This is a genomic window from Paenibacillus sp. RUD330 (genome assembly GCF_002243345.2).
Classification (GTDB): domain Bacteria; phylum Bacillota; class Bacilli; order Paenibacillales; family Paenibacillaceae; genus Paenibacillus_O.
Genome location: NZ_CP022655.2, coordinates 3,423,744 through 3,438,593, shown reverse-complemented (window position 1 = coordinate 3,438,593; position 14,850 = coordinate 3,423,744). Strand labels below are relative to the sequence as shown.

General features: G+C 59.9%; 15 protein-coding genes. 12 read left to right on the top strand and 3 right to left on the bottom strand.

Features of this window, described 5'->3' with window-relative positions:
* Positions 1 to 51: 51 nt before the first annotated feature.
* The 5 genes from CIC07_RS15640 (at position 52) to thiI (ending at position 4,107) form a co-directional block, all read left to right on the top strand.
* Positions 52 to 267 (top strand): DUF1540 domain-containing protein, encoded by a 216-nt coding sequence (locus CIC07_RS15640; protein ID WP_021877508.1) that lies wholly within the window; start codon positions 52 to 54, stop codon positions 265 to 267.
* 6 nt (positions 268 to 273) lie between these two features.
* The gene (locus CIC07_RS15635) at positions 274 to 663 is read left to right on the top strand and encodes a hypothetical protein (RefSeq protein ID WP_076354817.1); all 390 of its coding nucleotides are present in this window, start codon (positions 274 to 276) and stop codon (positions 661 to 663) included.
* Positions 664 to 822: 159 nt separating this feature from the next.
* Complete coding sequence (locus CIC07_RS25685) at positions 823 to 1,542, top strand: lytic transglycosylase domain-containing protein (protein ID WP_076354819.1); 720 nt, start codon at positions 823 to 825, stop codon at positions 1,540 to 1,542.
* A 147-nt stretch (positions 1,543 to 1,689) separates the two neighbouring features.
* Complete coding sequence (locus CIC07_RS15625; RefSeq protein ID WP_076354821.1) at positions 1,690 to 2,871, top strand: cysteine desulfurase family protein; 1,182 nt, start codon at positions 1,690 to 1,692, stop codon at positions 2,869 to 2,871.
* Positions 2,872 to 4,107 carry a tRNA uracil 4-sulfurtransferase ThiI gene (gene thiI / locus CIC07_RS15620; RefSeq protein ID WP_076354823.1) on the top strand — a complete coding sequence of 412 codons (1,236 nt, stop codon included), beginning with the start codon at positions 2,872 to 2,874 and terminating at the stop codon, positions 4,105 to 4,107. It begins immediately after the preceding gene.
* 59 nt (positions 4,108 to 4,166) lie between these two features.
* Here thiI and CIC07_RS15615 read toward each other — a convergent pair whose 3' ends face one another.
* Positions 4,167 to 4,859, bottom strand: a complete 693-nt coding sequence (locus CIC07_RS15615; protein WP_076354825.1) for a TerC family protein — start codon at positions 4,857 to 4,859, stop codon at positions 4,167 to 4,169.
* Positions 4,860 to 5,061: 202 nt separating this feature from the next.
* On the opposite strand from CIC07_RS15615, the gene CIC07_RS15610 reads away from it, so the two are divergent.
* The 5 genes from CIC07_RS15610 to CIC07_RS15590 all read left to right on the top strand — a co-directional run bounded on the left by CIC07_RS15610 (position 5,062) and on the right by CIC07_RS15590 (position 9,897).
* Positions 5,062 to 5,736, top strand: coding sequence for a TerC family protein (locus CIC07_RS15610; RefSeq protein WP_183084671.1), 675 nt, complete (start codon positions 5,062 to 5,064; stop codon positions 5,734 to 5,736).
* Between the two features lie 164 nt (positions 5,737 to 5,900).
* Positions 5,901 to 6,383 (top strand): hypothetical protein, encoded by a 483-nt coding sequence (locus CIC07_RS15605; protein WP_021877501.1) that lies wholly within the window; start codon positions 5,901 to 5,903, stop codon positions 6,381 to 6,383.
* Positions 6,384 to 6,435: 52 nt separating this feature from the next.
* On the top strand, positions 6,436 to 8,274 hold the full coding sequence (gene typA / locus CIC07_RS15600; protein WP_076354829.1) for a translational GTPase TypA: 1,839 nt from the start codon (positions 6,436 to 6,438) through the stop codon (positions 8,272 to 8,274).
* Positions 8,275 to 8,418: 144 nt separating this feature from the next.
* Complete coding sequence (locus CIC07_RS15595) at positions 8,419 to 8,718, top strand: YlaH-like family protein (protein ID WP_048744427.1); 300 nt, start codon at positions 8,419 to 8,421, stop codon at positions 8,716 to 8,718.
* 120 nt (positions 8,719 to 8,838) lie between these two features.
* Positions 8,839 to 9,897: an LCP family protein gene (locus tag CIC07_RS15590; protein WP_076354831.1), complete on the top strand. Its 1,059-nt coding sequence runs from the start codon at positions 8,839 to 8,841 to the stop codon at positions 9,895 to 9,897.
* A 262-nt stretch (positions 9,898 to 10,159) separates the two neighbouring features.
* On the opposite strand, the gene CIC07_RS15585 is transcribed toward CIC07_RS15590, so the two are convergent.
* Positions 10,160 to 10,726 carry a YhcN/YlaJ family sporulation lipoprotein gene (locus CIC07_RS15585; RefSeq protein ID WP_076354833.1) on the bottom strand — a complete coding sequence of 189 codons (567 nt, stop codon included), beginning with the start codon at positions 10,724 to 10,726 and terminating at the stop codon, positions 10,160 to 10,162.
* A gap of 128 nt (positions 10,727 to 10,854) precedes the next feature.
* On the opposite strand from CIC07_RS15585, the gene CIC07_RS15580 reads away from it, so the two are divergent.
* Positions 10,855 to 12,186 (top strand): PhoH family protein, encoded by a 1,332-nt coding sequence (locus CIC07_RS15580; protein WP_076354835.1) that lies wholly within the window; start codon positions 10,855 to 10,857, stop codon positions 12,184 to 12,186.
* Between the two features lie 235 nt (positions 12,187 to 12,421).
* Positions 12,422 to 13,672, top strand: coding sequence for a type 2 periplasmic-binding domain-containing protein (locus tag CIC07_RS15575; RefSeq protein ID WP_076354837.1), 1,251 nt, complete (start codon positions 12,422 to 12,424; stop codon positions 13,670 to 13,672).
* A 27-nt stretch (positions 13,673 to 13,699) separates the two neighbouring features.
* On the opposite strand, the gene CIC07_RS15570 is transcribed toward CIC07_RS15575, so the two are convergent.
* Positions 13,700 to 14,827: a coiled-coil domain-containing protein gene (locus tag CIC07_RS15570; RefSeq protein ID WP_076354839.1), complete on the bottom strand. Its 1,128-nt coding sequence runs from the start codon at positions 14,825 to 14,827 to the stop codon at positions 13,700 to 13,702.
* Positions 14,828 to 14,850 lie beyond the last annotated feature (23 nt).

Genomic DNA, 14,850 nt, shown 5'->3' with positions numbered 1-14,850 from the left:
AGCATATGTCGAGCCCGCCGCGGGAATTCTTAGTAGCGGAGGTGATCGACTATGCCAAAAGGCGTAGCTTGCAGCGTATCGAACTGTGCGTTTTGGGGACAAGGCAACCAGTGTGGCGCCGATGCCATCAACATCGAGATCGACCAGCATGCCCATGCGGATTTGACGGCCGAATTCGCCGATGAGGATCTTGGCGTCAACCACCAGGATTCTGCCAAGGAATCCTCCGCCACCTGCTGTCATACGTTCAAGCCGAAGGAAGGCTGACGGCTTATGTCCGATCCATCGAAACGCCGTCACGGAATACGGAAGAAGAGGCATGAGGATTGGATCGCCCGCTCGCGAGAGCAGTTCGGCGATGTGGAGACGGCTGCCGAGATCGCTCCGGCCCCGCATTCCGAATCCAGCGGCAGCCAAAGGCGCATCGAATCGCTGAAGCGGGAAGTCGTCTCGGCCGGCCGCTCGCTCGGCTGGACCGCCCTCGTATTCGCCGTGCTTTCCTGGCTGATCTGGCCGGCGTTCATGGGAATCACAGCGGCCGTATTCGGTTATTTCGCCTTCTTCCAAGGCAGCCGGATGCTTGGCGGCATCGCCATGGCGATGGGCGGCCTGGCCGCAGCCGTTTATTTGATCTTACTGCCCTTATATGTGATGCTCGGCTGACCGCAACCCGTCCTTTTCCAAGGACGGGTTTTTCGTTTCGACAGCGCCGGAGACACGAGGTCGGGCCCGAGCGGTTTAATCTTTGTTCAGGCATTCATTTTGACTGGCGATAAACCGATACAGATAGCATGACATTGGCAAGAGAGGAATGACATTGACATGATGTCCATCGACCCCCGCATCCTCACGACTCTTCTCAAACTGCAGCTGTCGCCTAGCTTGAGCCAGCTCACCGGCTCTTCCGCATCTTCCGCCTCCGGCACTTCGGCAGCCGGACAAACCTCGTTCGACCAGCTGCTGTCCCAGCTTTCGGCATCGGGCCAGAGCGCATGGGCTGGCGAGGAAGAAGACGATTCCTACGGCTATGGCATTCCGGCCTCGCTGCAGCTGCTGCAGACGGGCTTGCCGGAAGGCCTGGACTTGATGGGCGCGGCTGACTCAGGATCAGCGGCGGGCGGCTCCGCAGCGCCTTACGAAAGCATGATCCAATCCGCCGCCGCCCGCTATGGAGTGTCCGAATCGTTGATCAAGGCGGTGATCGGAGCGGAATCGTCCTTCAACCCGAGCGCGGAATCGTCCGCCGGAGCCAAAGGGCTCATGCAGCTGATGGACGGCACGGCAAGCGGGCTTGGCGTGACCGACTCGTTCGATCCGGCCCAAAATATCGACGGCGGCTCGAAATACTTGTCGTATCTGCTGCGCAAGTACGACGGCAGCGCGGCAACTGCGCTCGCAGCCTACAACGCAGGACCCGGCAAGCTTGACCGCCTCGGCATTTCGGATGAATCGTCCCTCAGCGCCCTGTTCTCCACCTTGCCGGCCGAAACCCAGCGTTATGTGGCTAAAGTGCTGAATAAGGAGAGCTCCCTCCGCTTGTAACGCCACCTGTTTTGCGATACGATAGTGGGTGCCTGTTCAACATTCGGACATGTACCAAGACCGCTGCTCCGAAGCTGTCCCGATCCGAATCGGGACAGCCGGCCAGGCGGTTTTTTTATTTTTTTGCCAAAAGGAGTCTTGGACTAAATGAACCCGGAAAAGACTTGGCTTTACTTTGACCACTGCGCTTCGACGCCTCCTCATCCGGAGGTCGTCCGGACGCTGGCAGAGGTCATGCAGCGCCATTACGGCAATCCATCCTCGCTGCATCGCGCAGGCGTCGATGCGGACCGCCTGATTCGTCAGGCGAGAGAGCTGCTCGGCAAGCTGTTCGAGGTGGAAGCGGACGAATGGATCTTCACATCGGGAGGCACGGAGAGCAACCAGCTGGCCATCAAGGGAGCGGCGAGAGCGAACCGTTCCAAAGGCAGCCATCTGATCACCTCCGTCACGGAGCACGCCTCGGTGCTGGAGGCGTTCCGCCAGCTGGAGCGCGAAGGCTTCGAGGTCACCTATCTGCCCGTCGATTCCATAGGCCGGATCAGCATCGAGCAGCTCCGCGATGCCATGAAGCCAGGCACGATTCTGGTCAGCCTGATGCAGGTCAACAACGAGACGGGAGCCGTGCAGCCGATCGCGGAAGCGGGGAGCCTGCTGCGCGGCTATCCCGATACCCTTTTCCATGTCGACGGCGTCCAGAGCATCGGCAAGCTGTCCGTTCGCTTGAGGGAGTGGGGGATCGATCTGTTCAGCGGTTCCGCCCATAAGCTCCGCGGTCCGAAGGGCAGCGGGTTCCTATACGTCCGCGGAGGCGTGAGGCTGGAGCCGCTGCTTGGAGGGGGCGAGCAGGAGAGCGGCTTCCGGCCGGGGACGCAGAACGTGCCCGGCATCGTCGCTTCCGCCAAGGCGGTCCGCCTGTCCATGGAATCCAGGGAAGAGCGCGCGCGCCAGCTGGGCGGACTGAGAAGCCGCCTGCTGGAGCGCATTGCCCTTCTGCCGGAGCTTGAGGTGAACGGGGATTCCGCACCGGATTCGCCCTATCAGGCGCCGCATGTGCTCAACTTCTCTTATGCCGGCATGAAGCCTGAAGTGCTCGTCCATGCGCTGGAGGAGGCGGGGATGCTCGTCTCGACTAAATCGGCCTGCTCCTCCAAGGACGACAAGCCGAGCGGCGTGCTGCTGGCGATGGGCTGCCCCCGGCAGAGAGCGGCAGCGGGAATCCGAGTGAGCTTCGGGGACGAGCACGGGCCGGAGGATATCGACCGGCTGGCGGACGCCCTTGCCGAAGCGGTCCGCCGCCTGAAGCCCCTTGAAAGGAATGGGAGATAAATGATTTATGACTTCATAACCGTCCGGTTCGGCGAGATTACGCTGAAGGGCCGCAATCGGGGAAGGTTCGAGCAGCAGCTGCTGCGGCATGTTCAGGGAGCGCTCCGGCATATGCCCGAACTTGAGTTCAACAAGACGTACGGACGAATCTACATCAAGCTCAACGGGGCTTCGTACGAGGAAGCCGCAGCCGGACTGAGGAAGGTGTTCGGCATCCATTCCTTCAGTCCGGTGAAGAGGACCGAGTCGGATGCCGACGCGATCCGGGAGACGGCTCTGGAAGTATGGCAATCGCTTCCGAAGGAGCCTGCGACTTTCAAGGTGTCCACCAAAAGAGGATGGAAGGGCTTCCCGCATCCATCCTACGACATGAACCATATCGTCGGTTCAGCCATTCTTCGCGCTTGCCCCGGCCTCTCCGTGGACGTGCATCGTCCCGAGACGGAGCTGCGGATCGACATCCAGCCCGAAGGAACTTACCTCTATTGCGCGAGCGAGCCTGGCGCAGGAGGATTTCCGTACGGAACGAACGGGAAAGCGATGCTGCTGCTGTCGGGCGGCATCGACAGCCCAGTCGCCGCTTGGTCCGCCATGCGCAAAGGGCTGGAGCTGGAGGCGGTGCACTTCCACAGTTATCCGTTCACGAGCGAGCAGTCGACGGATAAGGTCATCGAGCTGGCGCGCCGGCTGTCGGTGTACGCCGGCAAGCCGCTGAAGCTCCATCTCGTCTCGTTCACGGATATCCAGACCCGGTTTACGCAGACGGGCCAGGAGCATTTGACCATTACGCTCATGAGACGCTCGATGCTCGCCATCGCGGAGCTGCTGGCGGAAAAGCATGGAGCGGGAGCCGTCGTGACCGGCGACAGCCTCGGGCAGGTGGCGAGCCAGACGCTCGGTAGCATGAACGTCATCGGCCGCACGCTGTCGCTGCCGCTGCTGAGGCCGCTCGTCATGATGGACAAGCAGGAGATCATCGACAAGGCCGTACGGATCGGCACTTACGAGACGTCCATCCTGCCGTTCGAGGACTGCTGCACGCTGTTTGTGCCGAAATCCCCGAGCACGAATCCCAATCTGCGCGTGGTGGAGCGCACCGAGCAGTCGATCGACGGGCTGGAGGACATGGTGCGGCTCGCTGCGGAGAACACGGAGACGGTCGTCCTGAACCGCGGCGAAATCATCAAGCGGAAATCTGCGGTCGTGCAGGAATCCGAGGAGCGGGATTGGTTCTAGAACTTGCCTCAACTAAAAAAAAAGCCCGCCGGGATATCCCCGGCAGGCTCCGGGAGACCCTAATGGGTCTCCCTTTCTTTTTGCTGCGAGTTCATTTTGTTCTTCCGCATCCAGTTGGTCAGCATGCCCGCTCCAAGGATGAGGGCGATGACGATGAGGATGAATACCCATTCCGGCATCGGACGGCCGTCGAACAGGTGGGAGACCTTCGGCTCTCCGGCGATCATATGTCCGGCCGTATAGCCCAGGACGGCTGCGCCGACGTACAGGATCCAAGGGAGCTTCTCGATCAGCTTGATGAACACCGTGCTGCCCCATACGACAATAGGGATGCTGATAAGAAGGCCGACGATGACGAGCCAAATGTTGCCGTGCGAAGCGCCCGCAACGGCGAGCACGTTGTCGATGCCCATGGCGGCGTCCGCGACGACGATCGTTCCGATCGCGGCGCCGAGCGTGCCGCCCGCCTTGATATTGTCATGGCTGCTGTCCTCTTGCACCAGCAGCTTGTAAGCAATCCAGATCAGCAGGAGACCGCCGGCAAGATGGAGCCATGGAACATCAAGGAGATAAACGACGAGCACCGTCGCGACCATGCGGATGGCGATCGCGCCGAACGTTCCCCAGATGACCGCCTTTTTCTGCTGTTCCTTGGGCAGGTTGCGGGCTGCAAGGGCGATGACGATCGCATTGTCTCCGGCAAGCATAAGATCGATGAAAATGATGGTCAGCAGAGGCCCTAACCATTCCATACAAGCTCCTCCTTCAAGTTCTCTTCGTTAAACCTCATAAGTACCTACCCTTATACGGAGGCATTCGGACAATGGATTCATTTTTTTTAGCAGTCAGAATTTTGTGCATGCCGATGGATTTCCGCGGAACGAGACGAAGGGCGGCTGCCAGCATATTTCCGCAAGCTTGGACATACCTCTGAAATAGAAAGGGGATGTACGGGTGGACAATCTCTGGATTTTTCTGCAGATCATCATGATCAACATTTTGCTCAGCGGGGACAATGCCGTGGTCATTGCGATGGCCAGCCGCCAGCTGCCCTCGCAGCAGCGCAAGCGCGCCGTCTGGTGGGGATCCTTCGCCGCGGTCGGGCTGAGATGCCTGCTGACGCTCGCCGCCATCTCTCTGCTGAAGCTCCCATACCTGCAGGCGGCAGGCTCCGTGCTGCTGGTATGGATCGCCGTCAAGCTGCTGCATGACGCCGAAGCGGGCAGGCGCCCCGGCACTTCCGGAGCGAGGCCGGCTGTCGCCGCGACCTTGGCCGGCGCCGTATGGACGATCGTCACGGCGGACTTCATCATGAGCCTCGACAATGTGCTTGCCGTTGCCGCCGTGGCGGACGGCGAACCTGTCCTTATGATGCTCGGAATCATCCTCAGCATACCGATGATCATCTGGGGCAGCCATGTGCTGGGCAAGCTTCTGGCCCGCTACCCGTCGCTTGTCTACGCAGGCTCCGGCCTGCTGGGATACGCGGCCGGCGAAATGCTGGTCTCCGACCCTGGCCTGCACGGCGCGTTCGCGCGGATTCCGCTCGCGCATGCCGCGATTCCGGTGCTGTTCATTCCGCTCGTTATCGTGCTCGGCATCGCCACGATGAAAAAAAACCGGCCATGACTTTCCGCCGCCCGAGGCGACCCGAAGCCCGCTTCGGGTTTATTTCATTTCCCTGCTTGTTCCTGCTGGTATTTTTATTGCACTTCCTATAGAATAAGAAAGATATGAGCTGTCGTCTTCTGCCGTTGCTTCGGCAGGCGTTATGGGAAACGGGGGGATAGAAATTGATTCGCAATCAATATTCCGCCGGAATTGTTATCCTGCTGGCAGGGATTTTCATTCTTCTGGGCAGATTGGGAGTTTTCAGCTTTATCGGTTCGGTTTTTTGGCCGCTCTTCGTGCTGATTCCGGGCGTTCTGCTGCATGTGCTCTACTTTGGCCGGCTGATTCCTGCGGCAGCGCTGGTTCCGGGCGGTATGTTGTCCGTATATGCACTGGTGTTCCTGTTTAGCAACTGGTTCGGATGGGGGTACATGAAATTTCTGTGGCCTTTCTTCATTCTTGGACTGGCCGTCGGGCTGTACGAATACTACATGTTCGACTCTTCCCACCCAAAAAGCGCCTATTCGATCGCCTTGATTCTGGGCATCGTATGGGCGGCCTGCATGGCTTTCGTACTGCTTTGGAGCTGGGGTATTTACCTCATCGCCATCGTGCTTGTCGCTGTCGGCGGCTGGATGATGATGAGCAAGCGTGTCCGCTGGTAAGCTGGATGTCGGTCTATTTTTGAACACAAAGAGATGGAGTGGATTAGAAGTTATGCAAGCAAGAGAAAACATTCGCAATATCGCCATTATCGCGCACGTCGACCACGGCAAAACGACGCTTGTCGACAAGCTGCTGCAACAGTCCGGAACGTTCCGCGACCATGAAGTCGTCCATGAAAGGGCGATGGACTCCAACGATCTGGAGCGGGAGCGCGGCATTACGATTCTGGCGAAAAACACCGCGATCAACTATAAGAACTACCTCATCAACATCGTCGATACTCCCGGACACGCCGACTTCGGCGGCGAAGTGGAGCGCATCATGAAGATGGTCGACGGCGTACTGCTCGTCGTGGACGCTTTCGAAGGCTGCATGCCGCAGACGAAGTTCGTTCTGCGCAAGGCTCTCGAGCACAACCTGACCCCGATCGTCGTCCTGAACAAGATCGACCGTCCGAACGCGACTCCTGAGGCTGTCGTGGACGAGGTTCTCGATCTCTTCATCGAGCTCGGCGCCAATGACCAGCAGCTCGAATTCCCGGTCGTGTACGCCTCCGCTCTCATGGGCACGTCCAGCATGAGCCTGGATAAGCAGGACGAGAACATGGAAGCCATGTACGAAACGATCGTCCAGCATATCCCGCATCCGACCGAGAGCGTCACGGATCCGCTGCAATTCCTCGTCACGCTGCTTGACTATAACGAATACATGGGCCGCATCGCGATCGGCCGCGTCAACCGCGGCGTCATCCGCCAAGGCCAGACGGTCGCCGTCATGACCCGCGAAGGCGGAATCAAGCAGGCCCGGATCGAGAAGCTGTTCGGCTTCCAGGGACTGAAGCGCGTCGAGGTCGAAGAAGCGGCCGGCGGCGACATCGTCGCCATCGCAGGCATCAAGGACATCAACATCGGCGAGACGATCGCGGATCCCGCGAAGCCTGAAGCCCTGCCGGTGCTGGAGATCGACGAGCCGACGCTGCAGATGACGTTCCTCGTCAACAACAGCCCGTTCGCCGGACGCGAAGGCAAGTGGGTCACTTCCCGCAAGCTTCGCGAGCGCCTCTACAAAGAGCTTGAGACCGACGTCGCGCTGCGCGTCGAAGATACGGACAGCCCGGACGTATTCATCGTATCGGGTCGGGGCGAGCTTCACCTCGGCATCCTGATCGAGAACATGCGCCGCGAAGGATACGAGCTGCAGGTATCCAAGCCTGAGGTCATCGTCAAGGAAATCGACGGCGTGAAATCCGAGCCGTACGAGCGCCTGCTCATCGACGTTCCGGAAGAAAGCATGGGAGCCGTCATGGAGAGCCTCGGTACGCGCAAAGCGGAAATGGTCAACATGGTCAACAACGGCAACGGCCAGGTCCGACTGGAATTCATCATTCCAGCACGCGGCCTGATCGGCTACCGGACCCATTTCCTGACGCTGACGCGCGGTTACGGCATTATGAACCATGCGTTCGACAGCTACGGTCCGATCGCCGGCTCCGGAGTCGGCGGACGCCACCAAGGCGTTCTGGTCGCAACCGAGAACGGCGTATCGACCTTCTACGGCATGATGGGCGTAGAAGACCGCGGCATCCTGTTCCTGGAGCCGGGCACCGAGATCTACGAGGGCATGATCGTCGGCGAGCACAACCGCGATCAGGACATCGTCGTCAACATCTGCAAGGAAAAGCAGCTGACGAACATCCGCTCCGCGACGAAGGACGATACGGTCCGGCTCAAAACGCCGCGCACGTACAGCCTCGAAGCTGCGCTGGAATATCTCAATGACGACGAATACTGCGAAATCACGCCTAAATCCATTCGGATGCGCAAGAAGCTCCTGAACAAGAGCGAGCGCGAGCGCGCCGAGAAGCAGCGCAAAACTTCGGCAAGCGTATAATCGGTTCAAGCGGCTTGCCTGAATCATGAACGTAACAGCGGCGATTGGGGCCGGCCAGCCGGCCGGCATCCAAATTCGCCGCTTGTTCGTCTTTATGATATCGGGCCTGCCGGCACGGATATCCACTCAAGGAGGAGAACTGGGATGCAGCATTGGCTCAGCGAGCATGCGCTCGTATCGTATATCCTGATTCTGGCAGGCGTTATCTATATCTTCAACAAGGTATTCCGTCCGCAGCAGCGCTTGCCGATTCTCAAGGAAATTCTGGTCTACGTCATCATGGCTATCGGTTCGGCCATTCTGGTCGTCTTCCAAATCGACAAGCTTCCGATCATTCAATGCATGGCGGTTGCCGTCCTGTTGATGTTCATGCTGAGGATCCGGCAGTTCAACGACCGCCGGCAAGCCAAACGCCAGAATGCGCCTGGAGCTGGAGAAAGCTAGGCAAGGCCCGAAATACGATGGAAGCACTTGGCCTCCGCCATTGCCGGCGGCGGACATAGCGCTGTGAAGAAAGGAATCGAGGCATGACGCCGTTCCTTTCGGACAGATGAAGGAGAATTTATGACTACAGGCAACGGATCCCCCCCGCGCCGGCCGGGCGGCAGCCCGCCGGCAGGACGAGGCGCACGCAGTGGCGCCGTCAAGAAACGCAAGCCCCGGTTTTGGATGCGAAGATTCATGCTGTTCGCCTCGCTGCTTGTTTTCATTGCGGTCGGTTACGGCGTCTATCTGTTCATGGACGCGAACAAGGCGATCAAGGAGATGAGCTACGGAACGAGCTCCGAAGTCGGTTCCATCGGCAGCAGCCCGTTCGGCATGCTGGTCATGGGAGTCGATACGCGAGGAGAAGGCGGCTTGCTGAATACCGATGTCCTTATGGCGGCCGCGTTCAATCCGAAGACCAAAAGCGCGGTTGTCGTCTCCATTCCGCGCGATTCCAGAATAGAGGTCAAAGGCTACAAGACCCGCAAGGTCAACAGCTATTATTCGGCTTTTCTGCGAAATGCCAAGAGTGAAGGAAAGGGCGTCTCCCAGGAGAATGCGGAGCATGCCGCAGCCAAGGGGATGAAGGATGCCATCGGCCGTTTTCTCGGCATTCCGATCGCGTATTCGGCGAACGTCAACTTCCAAGGCTTCGCCGACGTGGTGGATGCGCTCGGAGGCGTGAACGTCAATGTCGACATGGATATGGACTATGACGATCATGCCGGCCAGCCCGGCGGCACGAGCATCCATCTGCGCAAGGGCGAACAGAAGCTCGGCGGCGAGGATGCGCTTGGATTCGTGCGCTACCGCAAGTCCAACGACGGCAAGAACATGTCGAGCGATTTCGAGCGCAACGAGCGCCAGGAGCAGGTCGTCGGGGCGATTACGGACCGGATGATGTCGGTTCCGGGACTGCTGCGCCTGGGCAATGTATTTGGAGCCGTCGGAGGCAATGTGAAGACGGATATGCCGGCATCGGATATTCGGGAAATGATGAGGGTATACTTCGGCATCTCCAAGGAGGATATCGCCTTCATTCCTTTGACCGGGGAGTGGAGAAGCCCCTACGTGTATCTGGACGAGGCTGTCGTTGCGAAGGCGAGCAAGGCGCTCCAGTCCAAACTGGATGAATGACCATCGTGGACGCCGCATACGTATGTTATACTACACCTACGAAGCCGACATCATGATCCGATTATAATTCCGGGAGGCAGGGCGAATGGCGGAGCTCCGTGCGCATGGCGGCATTACGATTTCCGAAGGCCGTGCATCGACATCCGGCACGCGCCTTCATGGCAGAGGCCCGTCCTCTGCGGCTTGGCCATGGAACTCGCCGCTCCTCCAAAACCAAAAAGCCTAGTGACCTGTCACTAGGCTTTTTGCGCTTTGGCGCCGGTCAGCGATGTGCAGCCGGCGCGCCGGCTTTGTGCATGCCGTCCATCGGAGCCGGCGATGCGGCATTCCGGTTTTCCGGAGCCGTATTGCGAGGCAGCTGCGGCACGATGCGTCCGACGATGTCGGCCATTTCCTCCGCGAAGCCTTGAATCGGGCGTCCGCGGCGGATGTCGGCGCCAAGCTCCGACAGCCGCTGATTGACGTCCATGTCTGCCGTCACGATGGCTCGGACGCCAAGCGGATCATTGCGAAGCGCCTGAGCGACGGCGTATTTGATCGTTCCGACACGGGAGCGGTCGACGCTGCCGTCGACATCGATGCCGACGACGGCTGTGTTGCCGGCCACGACGGCATGGGCTTTGCGCACGCCCTCCACCCGGGAGGCGAGTTCTTCCAGACGTTTGGCGGCCTGGGCCGACCCGACCGTTTTTTCCGGCTGGGGATCGGTTTGCTTCGTACGAATACGCTGGTCTTCAGCAGGGGAAGGAGAATCGCCCTTATGGGCGACCGTGCCGCAGCCGGTCGCCGTCAGGCATAGAATCAAAGCTGCCGACAGCCATTTTTTCATGTTGGGGACACCTGACCTTTCCGTCGATGCTTGATCGTAGAACCGAACCTAGTTTGTCCCTGTTCCGGTAGGGCTATGTAACCATCGCATGTGGACCGGAATTATAAGGCGCCAGGAGGGGTTGCTTCGTGACCAAAATCTTCGTACTGGATACAAATGTGCTGCTTCATGATCCGCAGGCTCTCTACGCTTTCGACGACAACGAAGTCATCATCCCGGCCGTCGTGCTGGAGGAGATCGATTCCAAGAAACGGCTGGCCGACGAGCTGGGACGCAATGCGCGCCATGTGTCGCGGCTGCTGGACGGAATGCGGGAAGAGGGCAGGCTGCATGAAGGCATCTCGCTCCCGAGGGGCGGACTGCTCAAGGTGGAGCTGAACCACCGCAGCTATGTACGGGTGCAGGAAATGTTCGGGGAGATGTCCAATGACAACCGCATTCTGGCTGTCGCCCTGAATTACCATATGGAGGAAGAAGAGGAGGGGGCGGGCCGCGAGGTCGTGCTCGTCAGCAAGGATGTGCTGGTGCGGATCAAGGCCGATGTGCTCGGCCTGCAAGCCGAGGATTATTTGTCCGATCGGGCGGTGGAGCCGTCGGATGTGTACACGGGGACGGCGACGCTGTTCGTCCATCCGTCCATCATCGACGAATTCTATTCCTACCGGTTCCTGAGCATCAAGAGCCTGCAGCTGTCCTCCAGGCTCCATCCCAATGAATTCATCATTCTGAGGGATGAGCTCGGAACCTCCAAGAGCGCCCTGCTGAAGGTGAGCCAGGATGGGGCGAGGCTGGAGCCGCTGTATCTGAGCAATGATCCCGTCTGGGGCATCACCGCCCGCAACGCCCAGCAGCGGATGGCGCTGGAGCTGCTCCTGAACGACGATATTCCGCTCGTGACGCTGACCGGCAAGGCGGGCACCGGCAAGACGCTGCTTGCCCTCGCGGCCGGCCTGCTCAAGATCGAGGATGAGCATAAATACAAGAAGCTGCTGATTGCGCGCCCCGTCGTCCCGATGGGCAAGGATATCGGCTACCTCCCGGGAGAGAAGGACGAGAAGCTGCGCCCGTGGATGCAGCCGATCTACGACAATCTGGAATTCCTCTTCGATACCAAGAAGTCCGGCGATATCGACAAGATTCTGATGGGACTCGGCAGCATTCAGGTCGAGGCGCTGACCTATATCCGCGGGCGCTCCATCCCGGGCCAGTTCATCATCATCGACGAGGCGCAGAATCTCAGCCGGCATGAGGTGAAGACGATTGTCTCCCGCGTCGGCGAGGGGAGCAAGATCGTGCTGATGGGCGATCCTGAGCAGATCGACCATCCGTATCTGGATTCCATGAGCAACGGACTGACCCATATCGTCGAAAGCTTCAAGCAGGAGGGGCTGAGCGGACATATCAACCTGGAAAAGGGAGAGCGCTCGAAGCTGGCTCAGCTTGCGGCCGACCTGCTTTAGAGAATGAGGGAAAGGCCTCCTGATGCAGGAGGCCTTTTTTGGTTGTCCGGCCGAAGACGATCATTTCGTGGAACGGATCCTGAATGCGCCCTTTGCAGTCCTAGTCTGTCGGCCCCAGCCTATGAGCAAGGAGATTGCCGCAAGGAGCATACGGCCTATTTTTTTGCCCGGCCTGGCAGACAGATACCGGAAACTTTGATAGGATGAAGGAAGACGTGTCCGAGGGAGGGCGGCGATGATGGCGAGAAAAAAATACCTGCTGCTGCCGGGAGCCGCTCTCGCCGCCGCTCTGCTGCTCGTGCAGCAGGAGCATCCGGCCGAGGATCCTCCGGGCAGCGCTCAGCCTACCGCCGTCTGGGACGAGCCTCCTGCGGGCGGCGGTGAAAAGGCCGAGCAGCGCGAACGGCTCAGTGTAAGCGTTTCCCTGGATGAACAGGAATACGCCGCGCTGTCGGAACGAAGCCGCCTGTGGGCGCAAAGGCATCCCGGCTGGGATATCCAGCTGGTGAATTCTACGCCGGCAGAGACTGGAACAGGCGAGTGGAGACGCCGGGCGCTGCTTGGAGAGGCAGGGGACATCGTGCTTCTGCCGAGCTCGGAGATCATCCCTCTCGCCGCGGCCGGAGTCCTCCTGCCGCTGGACAAGCTGATGGCGGGCAGCGCCGGCTTCGGAGGAAGCGGGGCATTCTGGGAGCCGCTTTACTGGAACGGCTACTTATGGGGAGTGCCCCGTGATGCGGACCCGGATGTGCTGGTGTGGAAGGACAGCAAGCTGATGGAGGCAGGGCTGCTGCGGCCCCCGACGGCATGGGAAGAGATGGAGCTGGCTGGTGCCGGCCATCCTGGCGTCGCCACCGTCCTCATCGGAAGAAACGATGCCGGAGCAGCCGCAGCGTGGGTCGCCGGATGGAAGCCGGAAGCCGGCGCCGAGCGGCTTCCGGAGCGCCTCAAGCAGGCGCTGTCGGGCAAAGGGGATGGAGGCGGGATGCAGGCGTACTCCTCCTATGAGGAAGCGGAAGCGGCCATGGCGGCGGGCAAGGCGTTTTCGGCCATCATTCCGTGGTCGGAATACAGGCGATGGAATCCCGGAGCAGGCTATACGCCCGATTACCGCCTGGCGCTCGATACCGCTTCGCTGCGGATGAGAAGTTATGGAATCATGGCTACGAGCGCAAGCCCCGACGCCGCTGCGGCGTGGATCGCGGGCATGACGGAGTCGGCTGCCGGGAAGGGGGCTGCGGATGCGGCGTACAGGCTGCTGCCCAAGCAGAGCCTGTACATCGGAGATTCCTCCGGAGAAGGCGGCTTTCCGGCAGACTGGCAGCCGCAGCTATTCCAGGGCAAGGAGGGGCGGCTACATCTCCATGGAGCCGACCTGCTCGCTCCGCTCTGGAAATCCTATTGGAATGCCCGGGGCGGAATGCCGCCGGAGCAGCTGGCGTCTTCCTGGCTTGAGGCCATCGAAAAGCGGCCCTCCGCAAAATGAGGGCCGCCATTCGGCGATGCTTTGGATTCACAGGGAAAAGCCGAACCGGATGACCAGCTCATGCTCCTCGACCTGGACGGAGGTCACTTTGAGAAAGGAAATGAACTTGCCGGGATAAAAGCCGACGTCGAAAGTCCGCAATAGATCATCCATCGTCTCCTTGGGCAGCTTGTAGCCGTTGAAGACGAGCTCATCCATCCGGAACTTGATTCCGTTTTTGGGCGTATCGACGACTTCATAGATGCCGGAAGCCTCCACGCTCATGGCCCCGTCGCTTCCTCCCGCCTGGACCTTGCCGTCCCCGAACCGGAACTGGAAGCCCTTGAGGCTGTCATCCTGCTCGGCGAGGAAGGAATTCAGCGCATCATCCGGCAGCCGGAGCGTGTAGCCGCCGCTTTCCAGCTTGACATAATCGGGATGGCTCTCGAGCCAAGCGGGCAGCTTGTTCATCGCCTTGGACATCAAGCGGAAGTAGGCCTGGACTTCCGCCCGTCCGCTGTTCTGCCATATTTCGCCCAGCTGGGCGATCTGCCGTTTCACGGCTTCCGGATCGCTGCTGCCACCGATGCCTTCCTGAAGCTGGCGATCCAGCTCCTCGGCGCGGGCCTTTTGCTGCAGCAGGCTCTGCTCGGCTGCGTCAAGCGCAGCTTGTTGCCGCTGAAGCTCCGCCTGGCTTGATTTCAGCTCCTCGGATTTGACGCGGTAGTCCGCGATCGCCTTCCTGTCCCCGTCCATCAGCAGATCCATCATGTCCACGATGCGGAACAAATCGCCGAGATTCCGGACCTGAAACAAAGCGTTCCATATCATGTCCTTGCGGCCGGTGTAATAGCGGCTGAGCGCTTCTCCCGCTCTTTGCTTGCGGCCGCGAAGCTGCTCCTCCTGCTGCTTCAGCTGAAGGGCGGAAGCGTCGAGCTGCTTTTGCAGCGCGTCCTTGCGGCCGGCGATCCGTTCCAGCTCCCGGTCCAGCTCCAGGACGGCAAGGCTTTTCTCCATTAGCTGGCGGTCATCGTCCGATGAAGGTACGGGTACGGCTTGCGCATAGACCTCGTCCGCGCCGTTCGGTCCGGAGAAGGGGAACGTTTCAGCCAGCGGGCCGAGGAGGAGGACCGCCAGCAGGGAGAGAAGGATCCGGCCAGGGAGTCTTGTTTTCATGGCGTCTTCGGAAGATCCCCTCC

What these genes read in the sequence shown, in the direction of transcription:
- CIC07_RS15590 (WP_076354831.1), top strand. Translation starts at nt 8,839, where the DNA reads ATGACTACAGGCAACGGATCCCCCCCGCGCCGGCCGGGCGGCAGCCCG.
- CIC07_RS15635 (WP_076354817.1), top strand. Translation starts at nt 274, where the DNA reads ATGTCCGATCCATCGAAACGCCGTCACGGAATACGGAAGAAGAGGCAT.
- thiI (WP_076354823.1), top strand. Translation starts at nt 2,872, where the DNA reads ATGATTTATGACTTCATAACCGTCCGGTTCGGCGAGATTACGCTGAAG.
- CIC07_RS15625 (WP_076354821.1), top strand. Translation starts at nt 1,690, where the DNA reads ATGAACCCGGAAAAGACTTGGCTTTACTTTGACCACTGCGCTTCGACG.
- CIC07_RS15585 (WP_076354833.1), bottom strand. Translation starts at nt 10,726, where the DNA reads ATGAAAAAATGGCTGTCGGCAGCTTTGATTCTATGCCTGACGGCGACC.
- CIC07_RS15570 (WP_076354839.1), bottom strand. Translation starts at nt 14,827, where the DNA reads ATGAAAACAAGACTCCCTGGCCGGATCCTTCTCTCCCTGCTGGCGGTC.
- typA (WP_076354829.1), top strand. Translation starts at nt 6,436, where the DNA reads ATGCAAGCAAGAGAAAACATTCGCAATATCGCCATTATCGCGCACGTC.
- CIC07_RS25685 (WP_076354819.1), top strand. Translation starts at nt 823, where the DNA reads ATGATGTCCATCGACCCCCGCATCCTCACGACTCTTCTCAAACTGCAG.
- CIC07_RS15575 (WP_076354837.1), top strand. Translation starts at nt 12,422, where the DNA reads ATGATGGCGAGAAAAAAATACCTGCTGCTGCCGGGAGCCGCTCTCGCC.
- CIC07_RS15640 (WP_021877508.1), top strand. Translation starts at nt 52, where the DNA reads ATGCCAAAAGGCGTAGCTTGCAGCGTATCGAACTGTGCGTTTTGGGGA.
- CIC07_RS15595 (WP_048744427.1), top strand. Translation starts at nt 8,419, where the DNA reads ATGCAGCATTGGCTCAGCGAGCATGCGCTCGTATCGTATATCCTGATT.
- CIC07_RS15615 (WP_076354825.1), bottom strand. Translation starts at nt 4,859, where the DNA reads ATGGAATGGTTAGGGCCTCTGCTGACCATCATTTTCATCGATCTTATG.